Source organism: Providencia sp. CIM-Carb-044, from assembly GCF_033901115.1.
GTDB classification, from domain to species: domain Bacteria; phylum Pseudomonadota; class Gammaproteobacteria; order Enterobacterales; family Enterobacteriaceae; genus Providencia; species Providencia hangzhouensis.
The window spans coordinates 60,063-73,914 of record NZ_JAXADV010000013.1; the positions used below are offsets into that span (position 1 = coordinate 60,063).

The window sequence follows — 13,852 nt, forward strand, 5'->3', positions numbered from 1 at the left end:
GTTGTTTGGCTCAGTGCTCATCCGCTTGCTTGCCCGTTCCCATCTCTTTTAAAAATTGTTGTTGGTAAACAAACAGTTCTTTCGCGCTAATACAATGATAATCCATCGAAAACTGTTCGGCGGTTTGCTCAATGATCTTAGCAAGTGCAGGGTAATGGCGGTGGTTCCAATTCGGAAATAAATGATGTGTAAGATGTAAGTTTAACCCGCCTAACCAATAGGTTAGCCAACGAGGTGTGGTTTGCCAATCATAAGTGGTTGAAAAAGTATGAGTATAAAAACCATGCGGCATATTGCCTTCTTTGGGGGGCGTATAAAAAGTTGCTTTCGCCCAATGGGTGCCAAGTATTAATACAACAAATACGAGGGAGGCAAGCATTTGGCTAAATAAGTAAGTGAGTAGCAAGGTACCTAAACTGATATCAGTGATAACAAACGCAGGTATGACTATTGCAACAATCAAATGTAGTAACTTAGCCAATAAAAATGCCCCAATACCACGACGGCCTTGATGGCGCATATGCGGGGCGACGCGCGTCAAATGAAATCTGTCCATCCAATCAAAGAACCAAATCAATGCAGGGAAAGTCATTGCGGCAATTAATGGCCAATACAGATGCTGAGCTCGCATAAACGGGTACCAGCGCTGATAAGGGGTTTGGCGCAAGACAAAATTTTCTTCGATATCTAAATCATAATGACGAATGTTGGTGTGAGCATGGTGAAAAATAATATGCCTGACTCGCCAACATTCAGGGTCTAAACCCAACGGAATAGTGACCCAAAAATTGAGCCAATAATTGGCTTTGGCCTGTTTGAAAATCGCATTATGGGAAGCATCATGAACTAAATTAATTGCCAATAATAATGCGAAACAGATAAACAGGGGATAAAAAATAAAAAAAGCCCAAGACGCGTTAACACATAGCGCTATGCCGTAACTGCCTAGGCAGCACAAGATTAAAACCAAGCTTTTTAAATAAAAGCGTAAGTCAGCGAACCGGTGATCTGCACGCTGTTGTAAATAGTGTTTAGCGGCCTTGTTCAACGCTTTTTGGAACGCTTGATCATGGCGGTGTTGGTAGCCTAACGGCCTTAGCGGCTCAGGCGACATCACGCACCTGTATGGGTTTTCTGCCGATACCAAGTAACATTAATAAACTATGCAGCCACAGAGCCGTGGTAAAAATTACCCAAAATGGCGTTGTCCATTGCCAAATAAATAAAATGCAAATTAATAGTAAGCAAGCGATAAAAAACCAGCTCATCAGGCCAATTTTGCGGCCATCTGAAATACCTGATAGTGCCACGGTACCTAAGGCTAATAAGATAAATAAAATCACTTGCTGTTGAGTCGTTCCCTGATAACCATAGCCATAAATATAGACATAACCAATAACTAGGCTAAATAGGAGAAGTGTTCCCATTACTAATACGATTTGGTTCGCGCGAAATAATGGTGCGGGTTTTTCCTTGGGTTGACTACGACGTTTAATGATACGCCAAAAAGGCAAATTACTATCAATAAATGGGTTTTCAGAAGCAGGAGCCCCTTTGATGCCAAAATGGTGTTCCGTTTCAGGTAATTTGGAAAACGTACCAAACAGTTTATCCCAAAAAATAAAACTGCCGCCAAAATTACGGTTGGAATAGTGCCCTTCTTTCACATGGTGAACTCGGTGGTGCTGTGGCGTTACCATAAATTTCTCCAACCAACCCAAACGCGGGATCAGCGCACTGTGGTTAAAAAATTGAATGGTATAGTGCAATATTGAAACGGTGATAAACACTTCTAAAGGGATCCCCATTAATGCCAGCAACATAAAGAATGGGATTGATGTCAGTGATGAATACCACGAATTACGCACGCCTAATGATAGGTTATAGTGCTCCCCTTGGTGATGTACCACATGAACGGCCCATAAAACACGGTAGGTATGGTGTAAACGGTGTAGCCAGTAAAAACCAAAGTCCCAAGCAAAAATCGTAAACACCCACACCAGTGCGGTTGGCCAGTTTTCAACGAGATTGAACGAGTAGTGGGTCACGACAAAGCCGTAACAAAAAATCTCTAACCCTCTAAACAACCACAACATAATATGTCCAGAGTTCAGGTTGAACACTAATTCTTGCCAGCTAACGGTTCCTTTTTGTGTTTTGGTTATCACCAAACCTTCTGCGACCACAACCGCTAACATGAAAACAATCGGAAAAGTTAATTCATTCATGAGTGTTTCTCTTTAAGACAAACTTCGCAGTGTGAACAATCACTAATGCCCCACAAGCGGTGAGTGCGCCAGTGACCACATCAATAAATAAATGGCGTTTTAACACCAATACAGAAGCACAAATAGCAAGGGCCCAAATTACGGCTAGAACCGTGCGAAATTTTTGTTGTGTTGACCATAATGCATTCAGTACGACGAGAGTCAATGAGACATGTAGAGAAGGTAGTAAATTTTGTGGGCTATCAATATTCATTAAAGCAGATAAAGCCAGTCCGGATAAGGTTGATAAGTCGTAATCGTGGTATAGCATAGTCGTGGGGTAGCACAAATAAACAGCTCCAGAAACCAGCGCACAGAGTTGCATGGCATACATAAGTGGGCGCGCTTTTCTTAGGGGACAGAGAAAATACCCAAGTGGGATAAACAGAAAAAAGGAGAGGTAAAGCCAGATGGCATCGGGGGAAAATGGGACGGCATTATCTAGTTCACTAGGGAGTAAAATATGAGCTTGCCCAGTCACTTGCCCGGTATATTGGTAAACAATACCTACGGTTCCCCAGCCGAGTAGGCAATAAATAAAGCGAGTGAATAATTCCCTGTTGTTCATTTTACTTCCTTACGGGTTATACGTCGCTTTTTAACCGAGAGTGCTTGCGTAATAGCGGCTGATGATAATTGCCAATCTAATTGCGTAATATCAACGTGTTGGCTTGCAAAGTAACTTGCTAGCTGTTGCTGGCAATGGGATAACTCCATGGGAGAGCATTCAGCCTGTAAATATAATGAGTTGCCTTGCTGTGTTAAGCGAAAATCAGCAGTAACAGGTAAGTGATTCACAATAACCCGCGCACAGGGATCTGCAAAAATCGTCACCATTTTGCCGTTATAGCCTGGAAGTTGCAGTAAATCATCACAACGACCCTCAATGCGTTCTATCGCCATTTCAGGGGAGCCACATGGGCAGGTGTTTTTTTTCACCACTAACACATCATCCAGTTGATAACGAACGATAGGCTGTGTTTTACGGGTAAAATCCGTAATAATCGGCGAAAAACGGTTATTATCAAGCCAATTAGGCTCAATATGCACAAACGCTTCATTTAAGTGTAAAGTACCATGAGAACAAGTACAGCCTAAAAAACCTTCCGTTGCTTGGTAGACCTCTCCAACATTGGGGAAGCAATCCTGTAATTTTTGTTTATCATGGGGTTCTAATACTTCAGCCACGGAAATGACTTTCTGCACATTTAGTTGAAGTTTCTGTTGGTTAATGGCGTCAGCTATTGCGCATAGCACTTGGGCTGGCGCAACAATAATTGATGGTTGATATTGTTCAAGTGCAGTAAGTTGCAGGTCAAAATCTGCAAAAAGGTCATAAAAACGCAGTGAAATCCAACGGTTATTGACACTTTCATACAGGTTATTATTAGCACGTAAAAATAGAGCAACACCTTCACCACTAAACAGACTTTTAGGTAGCATTTTAGCTAACATGCTGCCAGACCAAACATTTTGTTCTTCTGGGCTAACAACGAAAAGGCCTCGACGGCCTGAGGTACCAGAGGACAACCCGACACTGTAGCGCCCTACTTTAGGGGCAAAATCCCGAGATTGCTCACTTTTTTGGGCACATTCTAGAAGTTTTTGGCTAGAAAGCCCGGCGGTATTCATCTCATCAAAATTATCCATCATGATTTGTTTATTCATAATGGGGAAATTCGATAATGGCTGATTGATATATTGCTGAAAGTAAGGGCTTTTCGATAACACTTTGCGCTTAAAATGTGCCAAACGTTTTTGTTGATAAGCTTCTAGCTCGTCACGGTTGCGAAACGTCAAATGACGAGCGCGCCAGTAATGCCAAAGCATCGAGAGGATCACAATAAATCCCCTTCGTGGCACAGTTGGATAACCACATTGCGTTTATCAATTTCATGTAATTTATTGAGTGTTTCGTAATAAGCCTGCTTATCATCCATGATGATATTGGCAATGGCCATAGGGCCGCGCAATTCACGGTAATTAGTGGGAGACCATGCTGCGTCACCTGCGAGCAATATCCAGCCTGAGTCAGTTAGTACACACAAACCAATATGCCCTGCAGCATGCCCAGGGAGCGGCACAATGAATAACGTCTTTTGTTGATTTACCGCATAGCCTTCGCCCAAAACTTGTAATTCATTAGGTAACGCCACCTTTGGGAAACCTTCATAAAATACAGTACGTTGTTCAAAGTCTTCTGGTAGAAGACCACTGACAAAGGCATTTTTCAATGCAGCAAACCCTGTTAAAGGGCGTGTTTTAGCCCAGCCATCTCCTGAGCAAATAATGGGGATGTCAGGGAAGTCACGTAGCCCCGCGATATGGTCACCATGAAAATGGGACAAAATCACCCCATTGATATCATTAGGTTTTAAGCCATCATTAGCCAATTGATTGACAAGGGCGTCTTTGCTTTCGAAATACACTGGGGTAACGGTTCGATATAACCGCATAATGCCATGGCGCGTATGATCATAAAAATGGGTAGCATAGCCTGTATCAAACAGCCAACGCTGGTGCTCATCTTCAATCAGCCATGCTCTTGCTGGGAATTTACAGGATTTAAAACTAGCACCTTTTAAAGCCACACAGCCTGGATGTGTGCAGTAACCCACCTCATATTGATGAATTTTTAGCATGGGTTCTCCTGTTGTTTCAGCCATTTAGCCGTCAAATGAATACCTTGTTGCATACTATATAAAGGATAGTAACCCAGTTCTTGCTGTGCTTTTTGGTTATCTAATGTCATGGTGAAATAGGCTGCGCCAAGGCTATAGCGAGTGAGTAATGGTTCTTTTCCCGTTAAATAGCCAATGGCTTCTAATAGGCTGGCAATAACATACAGTAAAGGGTAAGGGGCTGAACGAATTTCGCACTCTAAGTTAAGTTCACTAAATAATTGATTTAATGTCTGTTTCAGTGCTTGAGGCTGTTGGTTGGTAATATTATAAATGGCGCCATTAGGGAGCACTTCTTTGAAAGTCGCCAACTGCATGCTGTGAACCACATTTCCCACATAGGTGAGGTCAAAATGGTTATTTCCCCCATTAGGTAACACCAGTTTTCCCTTGCGTGATTTTATTTGGGCGAGCAAACGCGGTAGCAAAACGCGATCATGGGGGCCAAATAAACCTCGAGGGCGCAAAATAGTGTAACGAGTTGTCGGAAAATGGCTAACACACTGCTCAATCTTAGTTTCGGCTAAATACTTTGTTCTGGCATATTGGTTAGCGAAATATTTATTAACTGTAGACTCATGAATATTTTGCTGGTGGGTGAAATTAAAATAAATGGCTGGGGTGGAGATATGGATAAAGCGTGAGACTTTGGCTTCTCCCGCAGCAGTAGCTAAAATTTGAGTTGCATGAACATTTGTTGTCTCAAAATCTTGACGTTTGCCCCAAGGTGAAGAAAGAGCAGCGCAGTGCCAAATGGCATCACAGCCAGTCATCATCTCTTTGGCCTGTTGCAAAGAAAGCTGAGCCAGTTCACAAGAGATAAATTCAGCTCCCATTTTTACTAGCTGTTCTCCTGCTTGCGGGTTTCGCCCACAAGCGACGACTTCAAAACCTCGCCCCAGTAAGTACTCACTTGCATTTCTACCAAGGCCACTCGTGGCACCTGTGACGAGGATCTTCATGGCACTAATACCATGGCGCACAGCGCTAACCCAGCGGCAGTACCAATTAACATGGCACTAGGCTTTTCATAGAAACGGCCTGTGATAATTGCTTCGTGTAATGCTGAAGGGATAGAGGCCGCAACTTGGTTCCCACGATGGCAGTAGATATCGACTAATTGCTCAGTTGTTACGCCCACACGTTGGCGCATATGTTCTAAAGAAAGATGGCTTGCTTGGTGTGGGATCACGGTACCAATTTGTTTGAGTTGTATACCTGATTCACTGAAAACCTGCTGCATAAAATCTTCAATCAAAGAAGATGCGAGGCGAAACAGTTTTTTCCCCTGCATATGGAACAGAAAATCATCATCAATCATCCCTGCGCGTGGGTTGCGTCTTGTGCCACCTGCGCGAATTTCACAAAAATCAATGCCTGCGGTATAAGTGGTGTGTGTGTAAGAAATAATTCCACTATTCCCATCCCCTTTTTCCACAACAACACAAGCTGCACCATCACCAAAAATCAACGATGATTCTTTATCTTGCCAATCAATACCACGCGAGGCGATATCCGCAGAAACAATTGCAATGCGTTGATAAGCACTGGTGGCTAATAACCCCGCAGCAACCTGTAGCGCAGTGATAAAGCTTATGCAACTTGAATTAACATCAAAGCAGGCAATCCCTTGATTTAAATTTGATTGTTCAAGGATATGTGCTGCGGAGCAAGGCAAAGCTTGCACGGGAATTGCAGACGCATTAATTAGCATATCAATACTGCTTGGTACGATATGGTTCGCATGCAATGCATTTTGAATCGCCAGGGAAGCTAACACTGCTTGTGAATCGGTATGACTTGCATGGAAGCGATATTCGATACCTGAATGTTTTTCAACAAAACCTTTTGGTTTATTGAGCTTTTCATCAAGCATTGAGGAGTAAATTTTGTTTTCAGGTAGTGCCACACCAGAAGCAATGATTTTTAGTGGGGTGATTGACCTATTACCAGACATATAAGTAGTGCCTATCTCATCATAATATTGACAATAAATATCAAAGTTCAAATATTTAATATATAGGAATTACGGAGAGGAATTACGGAATTATTCTGATTCACTCTCTCTTGAAAATGTTCCATAAACTTCATCAATCAATTCATTGATGGTGTTTTGCCATAATTTAGGCAATGAAGCCTGCCATACCACATCAATCCCCCATTGGGCTTGTTCACAATGTTGAATTGGAATAAAGCGGATATCTTTTGAGCTAATATTTCTTGCACTATAGGGTAAAAGACTTATGCCAACCTCAGCGGCTACAAGGGCAATTAATGTTTGAATATCATTTGCTTCCTGAGAGGGTGTAATTGATAAGCTTTCATATTGTAGGTAGCTCTGAATTTGCTGATGAAGCTTTGAACCACGCTCTGCGCGTAATAACAATAAAGGAAAATGGGTTAGATATTCTTTCATTGATAATAAAGAGACCGATTTTTGTGCTACTGCTAAGGCAAGAACTTCAGATTTTAATGTTTTGCTCTCTAAGTTATCGGTTGTTTTAAAAGCAAATTGACGAGTAAAAGCAATATGCAATTCATGGGCTTGTAGCTGTTTCTCCATTTCGTGAGAAGGCATATCATCCAGTTGGATTGGAATATTTGGTAATTTTTCACGTAGCCGTGCCACAAAGAAAGAGGCTTCTTGAAATGTTGATATACCAAACCCGACGGTTAACTTTATAGGGGGCTGTTCTCGAAGCACTGCGGATTGGTGTAAAAATTCAGTGGTTTGAGTGAGTACTTGTTGTGCATAGGGAAAAAGTATTTTCCCATGAGGAGTCAATATTGCACCATGACGTCCCCGCTCAAATAGTACTATATCCAATTGTTTCTCAAGAAGTTGAATTTGTTTTGTTAAAGCTGGCTGACTAATATATAGGCGTGATGAGGCTTCGCGGTAATTTTTTGTCTCTGCGAGAGTGATAAATGCACGGAGTAGTCGAGTATCCATAGTTGTTAGCCAGTTCCTGATAATAGAAGACGCTATAACATTTCTATTATGAATGCTATAGCGAGCCATTGACTTTAACTATTATTGCTTTTCTTGATGATAAGGGGAATTCTCAGAAGCAAAACGGACATGGCGAATATCCGTTTCGTAACCCAGAGTTTCAGTGATGATTCGGTAGAGCTCAGGGCGTCTTCCGGTTAACCAGCGACGGCCATTCGAGGTAGGCAATAAATCTAATTCAAGATCCGCGATGACGATATCATCATCTATTGCGCAGCTTTCTTTAATTACTCGTCCGTAAGGGTCTATGATCATGGCGTTTCCGGTTCGAATTTCATCATCATCTAAGCCAACGCCATTACTAAATAAATAAAATACACCATTATCATGGGCTCTGGAGGGTAACCAGCGCATTAGCCATCCGCGCCCATGCTCCCCTTGACATGCATCTAATAATGCTTGAGGATTTTGTTTTCTATTTTCCCAGAGACGAAGGTCGAGAGGTTTCATGCCATGAGGGCTACTCGAATGAGTTCCACCTGTTTGATGGGGGGCAAGAATAATATCTGCACCAAGTAGCGCGTTGACGCGTGGATTTTCAATTAAGTTATTATCCCAGCAAATTAAAATACCAACTTTTACTCCCCATGGCGTATCGAAAACAGTGTAATTGTCTCCGCTATGAATGGCGGGGTGCTCAAAGGCATGTAATTTACGATGAGCGTGGTATTGGCCATCTGGCATACAAGCGACCCAAGTATTGTAGCATTTGCCATCTAACCCTTTTTCAATCAACCCAACCCCGATAATCATGTCTAATTCAATGGCCCGTTGGCGGATTAATGCTAATGACGGGCTATCATGTAAAGTTTCACTTAAAGCATAAACGGCATCATCTGGTAGCTTCGGCACGTGCCAATAACCAGTAATACACATTTCAGGTAAAACCAGTATTTTTACCTTCTGTTGGGCGGCTTGAGTAATAAACTCATGGATACGTTCTAAATTGTAGGTTTTGTCGCTAGGACGGTGTTGGAACTGGACTGTTGCAACCCGAAGCAGTGATTGTGCTGGCATCATTTTTATCTCCTTAGTTAGGGAAATAAAAACATGTTATTTGAGCTAAAAATAATGAGTTATTTTCTCATTCCATAACGATAGGTTATTGAATGAATCTGTTTGGTCATCAATATTAGCATTTTTATACATAAATTAACGTAAAAAGAGATGTTGAAATATATATAATACGGAAAATTAGCCTAGTTAAGTGTAATCTTCCTATGCTGCCCATTTTGGTTTAAAGCGTATCAGGTCAATTATTCCTCAATGAAATGCTTTCATTTAGTGAATCAAGCATACAAATGCTCTTTATTCTCGGTATTAAAAGCACAAATTTAACCTAAGCTATATGTGCAACACACAATAATAGTAAGCATTTCCCTTGTTGTTTCGACTGATTTCTTGTGAAAGTGCGAGGTAAAACTCTTATTTTACTCGTTTTATAGTTCCCAGAAGTGCAATTATTATGTTTTCTTTTTGTTATATTTCATTTTTACCTTGTTGATCTGCAATAGACTTTTGTGTTTTGTTACAATTAGAAACAAGTATAACATATTGTTATTTATACGTTATTTTTGTTGGTGATTGTTGTTTTTTACTCGAAATGTGAGTTATCGATGGCTATCAATATTGTTATTACTCTTAATATGAATAACTTGATTTATTTATGAGTAGATAGCGACCAATAAAAAAAAATTGCAGTTTTTTATATCCTATAACTCTTATTGTGAGTAATTAAAAATACTATTAAATTAAATTAAATTAAATGATAAGAATAAAAAAACCATTGTTAGTTGTTTTTTTGAAGCAAACATTAAAAATGTAAAAAATAAATTAATTTATAAAAATAAGTATATAAAAATACTTAGGAATCAATGAATACCATATAAAATTAATTATAAATGCCTTCATTCCATTATAAATTAAGGCGATGTTATATTTTTGGATGTTACCATTGATAGTGGTAATTTGTTATTTTTCTTTAATATCAATTAGTTGTATATTATTTGTTTATTTAAAAAAGAATAATAACTAATATGAATTATGTGTTTTTTATCTTATATGATAATGCAAACTAAAAAAATGAAATGTTGATAGGTTTCAGTGGCTTTAATTTATTCTATCGATCGTTACAAACAGTTTTACTTTTATATATTGAGAACTATAATTAACTCAAATTTCGTGTTTTAATTGGTTTGTTCTTTTTTGATTTTTTATATAATCAGTGCAATTTATTATGTGAAATTTTTTGATTTGTAATATAATTTAGCCATTTAATATTTTAGGTTATTTTGGGCTATTGTTGATGATAAATGTAAATCGTATAGTAGGCAGAGAGATTAGAAAAAGAAGAAAGCATTTAGGGCTTTCAGGCATCGAATTAGCTAATCTTGTTGGTGTTAGCCAACAACAGATTTCACGTTATGAAAGGGGTGAGTGCAATATAAATATTGAAAACTTGCACACCCTTGCTAACGCTTTAGATACAGAAATGATTTGCTTTTTTATTGATGATGTTTTTATCAATAAAGAAAGTAATTAATTTAAAAAATTAAGAGTAATCTAATTATAAAAATATTCATATTTAAAGTTAACTAAATATCTAAAAAAATAAAAATGTAGTGTTTTTATTTTTTTAGTAAAAATCTAACTTTCTTATTTTTACCTTTACATTCTCAGCAAATAAATATCAACCTAGTAATTTATTGATTATTAGGTGATTGGTACATCTGTCGTCTTTTTATAGGAAAATATAAATGAAATTAACTAAGATTGCATTAGCTACAATTATCGCTTCTTCATTTGGTATTGCACAGGCAGCACCTGTAGATCAAGGTAGTGGTGTCATCAATTTTACTGGTAAAGTTATTAATGCACCTTGCTCAATCCCAGGTGACGGTACAATTAACGTTGACCTCGGCCAAGTTGCAAATAAAGTATTAGAAACTGGTAACAAATATAGCCAAAGCGTTCAATATAATATCCAGTTAGAAAACTGTGATTTAGGTGAAGTTAAAGATGCTAGCGATGTAGTTGTCTTCCCTGCAGTTAGCAAAGTTAAAGTAACTTTCACGGGTACTCCAGATACTACAGCAAAAGAATTACTGGCTAATACAGGTACTTCTAAAGGTGTTGGTGTTCGTTTAATCAACGCAGATGGCGCAACAATGAAAGTTGGTGATACCAGTGTTGAGCTGCCATTAGCGGATGGTCCAAATAAATTAGTATTCAGTGCACGTGTTGAAGCAAATGGTAGCAAAGTTGAAACTGGTAGCATCATTTCTCAAGCAACTTACGCTTTAAACTACCTGTAATTTTTTATTTAAAATAACAGGCATGTATTTGCCTGTTATTTTTCTTTCTTTATTTTTATTTTTCTTACAGGGAACATCATGTCTCTATTTCCTCAGTTTAAAATAAATAAAATATTATTTTCGATTGCTTTGGCATTTTCCTTTTCTGGAATGTCTAATGCAGTGGAATTTAATATGAATATTATTGATGCTAAGGATAGAGATAATATTGACTTAAGTCAGTTTTCTAACCCAGACTTTATTCCTGCAGGTGAATACCTAACGGATATTACATTAAATGGTCGAAAATTATCAGGGCAATATTTAATTAAATTTATTGAAGAGAGTAAAAATACCTCAACACTCTGTGTTACACCAGAGATGGTAAATATTTTTGCATTAAAAAATAAAGTTAAGGAAGAACTTCTGCAAAATAATAATGGCCAGTGTATTGAGCTATCTAAAAATTTAGATATTAATTATCGCTTTGACAAAGCTAACCAGAATATCTTATTTTCTATCCCTCAAGCTTGGTTAGAATATGATGACCCGTACTGGGTTCCACCTTCCCAATGGGAAAATGGAATTATGGGTGCATTTCTTGATTATAACCTGTTTGCCAACTATTCCGCTCCTAAAAATAATAGTGAAACATTCAGTGGTAGTAGTAACGGTACCGCTGGCGTTAACTTAGGAGCTTGGCGTTTCCGCGCTGATTATCAATATCAATATAATCGCTCCCAAGGTAAAACGAATGAACGGTTTGATTGGACTCAGTTATATGCCTTTCGTGCTTTGCCTCAAATGGGTGCAAAAGTTTTACTTGGTGAGTCTTATTTGAAGACTGACTTATTTGATAGTTTTCGCTTTATAGGGGCATCTATTTTTAGTGATAATCGAATGCTTCCACCGTCACTACGTGGTTACGCGCCTCAAGTGACGGGTATCGCTAAAACGAATGCAATGGTGATTATTTCACAGAATGGGCGTGTGATTAAACAAGTTAAAGTTGCTCCAGGGCCATTTAATATTCAAGATATTACTGAAGCGGTGCAAGGCACTTTAGATGTCACCATTGAGGAAGAGGACGGTTCAAAAACCACTTATCAAGTGACGGCGGCATCGTTGCCATTTTTAACTCGTCAGGGCCAACTGCTTTATAAATTTACCATGGGTAAATCTGACCCATTTGGCCGCTCGCAGAAAGTTGACCCTAAGTTTATTGTAGGGGAAGCTTCCTATGGTTTATTTGGTGACACATCCATCTTTGGCGGGTTAATTGCTACGGTAGATAATAACAATTACCAAGCGATAAACTTAGGAATAGGGCAAAACATGAATATGTTTGGCGCTATTTCCTTTGATATTACTCGCACTCATGCAAATGTAGATAATTTTGGCTCTTATTCGGGTAACAGCTACCGTTTAAATTATTCTAAACGTTTTGAATCTACCAATTCGCAGGTCACATTTGCAGGTTATAAGTTTTCTGAAAAAGAATTCTTAACTATGCCTCAATACATTGATGCAGCGAATGGTGTGCTTGATTTTAGACGTGACAAAAACGTGTATACCGCATCTTTTAACCAATATATCAGCCCGTTGGACTTAACTGTCTATTTTAATGCTTCTCACCATCAATTTTGGAATAGTGAATCTACAACAAACTTTGGTATGAGTTTTAGTAAGCTATTTAGTATAGGGCAAATTAAAAACATTTCCGGCACCTTATCACTTAATAAAATTAAATATGAAGAGACGGATGATAATCAAATTTACCTTTCTTTCTCCGTGCCACTTGAAAATGGTGCGTCAGTCAGTTACGACGCTCAATATGCAGATAATGACCATAGTTTTGGCCAATCGGTAGGTTATTACAGCCCGAACGAGAATAATAACTACTGGAGTATGCGTGTTGGTGGTGACCAGCACAAGCTTGGACGTGCTGAGCCAAATATCAGCGGTAGTTATCAATATTCATCGCCTTATGGCGTGTTGAATGTTAATGCGACAGAAAATGTGAACTCATATCGTGCTTTTGGCGGTAGTTGGTATGGCTCCATGACAGCAACGAAATATGGCGCAGCTATGCACCGTAACGGGACTAACAACGAACCTCGAGTGATGATTGATAGCGACAATGTCGCTGGGATTTCTATTAATAATGGCGAATCTGTCACGAACCGATTTGGGATTGGTGTTGCGACAAGCTTAAATAGTTTTTCTAATTCAGATGTTTACATTGATATGAATACACTGCCTGACGATGTGGATGTCAATGACAACATTATTGGTAAAACATTAACTGAGGGTTCAATTGGTTTTCAGAGAATAAAAGCGAACCAAGGAAAACGTATTTTAGCAGTTATCCGTTTGAATAATGGGAATTATCCACCGCTTGGTACCAGTGTGACTGAATTAAGTACAGGAAGAGAAGTCGGAATTATTGCAGATAGTGGTGTTGCTTATTTAACGGGTGTGGCTCCAGAAGAAAGCTACATAGTGAAATGGGCTGCTGGCGCAAACCAATGTAGTTTGAATTTACCTAATATTGCCGAAAAAAATCAGGGGAAAGTCCTGATCCCTTGCCAATAAAGG

At 39.0% G+C, this 13,852-nt stretch carries 12 protein-coding genes; 3 read left to right on the forward strand and 9 right to left on the reverse strand.

The window, feature by feature from the left end:
• Nucleotides 1-10: 10 nt before the first annotated feature.
• The 9 genes from SJ312_RS19440 to SJ312_RS19480 all read right to left on the reverse strand — a co-directional run bounded on the left by SJ312_RS19440 (nucleotide 11) and on the right by SJ312_RS19480 (nucleotide 8,978).
• On the reverse strand, nucleotides 11-1,114 hold the full coding sequence (locus SJ312_RS19440; RefSeq protein ID WP_094961573.1) for a fatty acid desaturase family protein: 1,104 nt from the start codon (nucleotides 1,112-1,114) through the stop codon (nucleotides 11-13).
• Nucleotides 1,104-2,228: a sterol desaturase family protein gene (locus tag SJ312_RS19445; RefSeq protein ID WP_272574966.1), complete on the reverse strand. Its 1,125-nt coding sequence runs from the start codon at nucleotides 2,226-2,228 to the stop codon at nucleotides 1,104-1,106. The genes SJ312_RS19440 and SJ312_RS19445 overlap by 11 nt, the downstream gene beginning before the upstream one ends.
• Nucleotides 2,221-2,835 carry a phosphatase PAP2 family protein gene (locus SJ312_RS19450; protein ID WP_187710771.1) on the reverse strand — a complete coding sequence of 205 codons (615 nt, stop codon included), beginning with the start codon at nucleotides 2,833-2,835 and terminating at the stop codon, nucleotides 2,221-2,223. The genes SJ312_RS19445 and SJ312_RS19450 overlap by 8 nt, the downstream gene beginning before the upstream one ends.
• Nucleotides 2,832-4,112 (reverse strand): F390 synthetase-related protein, encoded by a 1,281-nt coding sequence (locus tag SJ312_RS19455; RefSeq protein WP_319868230.1) that lies wholly within the window; start codon nucleotides 4,110-4,112, stop codon nucleotides 2,832-2,834. The genes SJ312_RS19450 and SJ312_RS19455 overlap by 4 nt, the downstream gene beginning before the upstream one ends.
• A complete protein-coding gene (locus SJ312_RS19460) occupies nucleotides 4,106-4,909 on the reverse strand; it encodes an MBL fold metallo-hydrolase (RefSeq protein ID WP_094961569.1) in 804 nt (267 codons plus the stop codon). Before SJ312_RS19460 ends, SJ312_RS19455 begins: the two co-directional genes overlap by 7 nt.
• Nucleotides 4,903-5,910 (reverse strand): NAD(P)-dependent oxidoreductase, encoded by a 1,008-nt coding sequence (locus SJ312_RS19465; protein WP_319868224.1) that lies wholly within the window; start codon nucleotides 5,908-5,910, stop codon nucleotides 4,903-4,905. The genes SJ312_RS19460 and SJ312_RS19465 overlap by 7 nt, the downstream gene beginning before the upstream one ends.
• On the reverse strand, nucleotides 5,907-6,905 hold the full coding sequence (locus tag SJ312_RS19470; protein ID WP_004259133.1) for a 3-oxoacyl-[acyl-carrier-protein] synthase III C-terminal domain-containing protein: 999 nt from the start codon (nucleotides 6,903-6,905) through the stop codon (nucleotides 5,907-5,909). Before SJ312_RS19470 ends, SJ312_RS19465 begins: the two co-directional genes overlap by 4 nt.
• A gap of 90 nt (nucleotides 6,906-6,995) precedes the next feature.
• Nucleotides 6,996-7,901, reverse strand: coding sequence for a LysR family transcriptional regulator (locus SJ312_RS19475; RefSeq protein WP_110591167.1), 906 nt, complete (start codon nucleotides 7,899-7,901; stop codon nucleotides 6,996-6,998).
• An 81-nt stretch (nucleotides 7,902-7,982) separates the two neighbouring features.
• On the reverse strand, nucleotides 7,983-8,978 hold the full coding sequence (locus SJ312_RS19480; protein WP_165880391.1) for a nitrilase family protein: 996 nt from the start codon (nucleotides 8,976-8,978) through the stop codon (nucleotides 7,983-7,985).
• Nucleotides 8,979-10,266: 1,288 nt separating this feature from the next.
• Between SJ312_RS19480 and SJ312_RS19485 the strand changes: the two genes are divergently transcribed.
• The 3 genes from SJ312_RS19485 to SJ312_RS19495 all read left to right on the forward strand — a co-directional run bounded on the left by SJ312_RS19485 (nucleotide 10,267) and on the right by SJ312_RS19495 (nucleotide 13,849).
• Nucleotides 10,267-10,503: a helix-turn-helix domain-containing protein gene (locus SJ312_RS19485; protein ID WP_004259130.1), complete on the forward strand. Its 237-nt coding sequence runs from the start codon at nucleotides 10,267-10,269 to the stop codon at nucleotides 10,501-10,503.
• Between the two features lie 214 nt (nucleotides 10,504-10,717).
• Nucleotides 10,718-11,275 carry a fimbrial protein gene (locus SJ312_RS19490; protein ID WP_004259129.1) on the forward strand — a complete coding sequence of 186 codons (558 nt, stop codon included), beginning with the start codon at nucleotides 10,718-10,720 and terminating at the stop codon, nucleotides 11,273-11,275.
• A 78-nt stretch (nucleotides 11,276-11,353) separates the two neighbouring features.
• Nucleotides 11,354-13,849 carry a fimbria/pilus outer membrane usher protein gene (locus SJ312_RS19495; protein WP_319868225.1) on the forward strand — a complete coding sequence of 832 codons (2,496 nt, stop codon included), beginning with the start codon at nucleotides 11,354-11,356 and terminating at the stop codon, nucleotides 13,847-13,849.
• Nucleotides 13,850-13,852 lie beyond the last annotated feature (3 nt).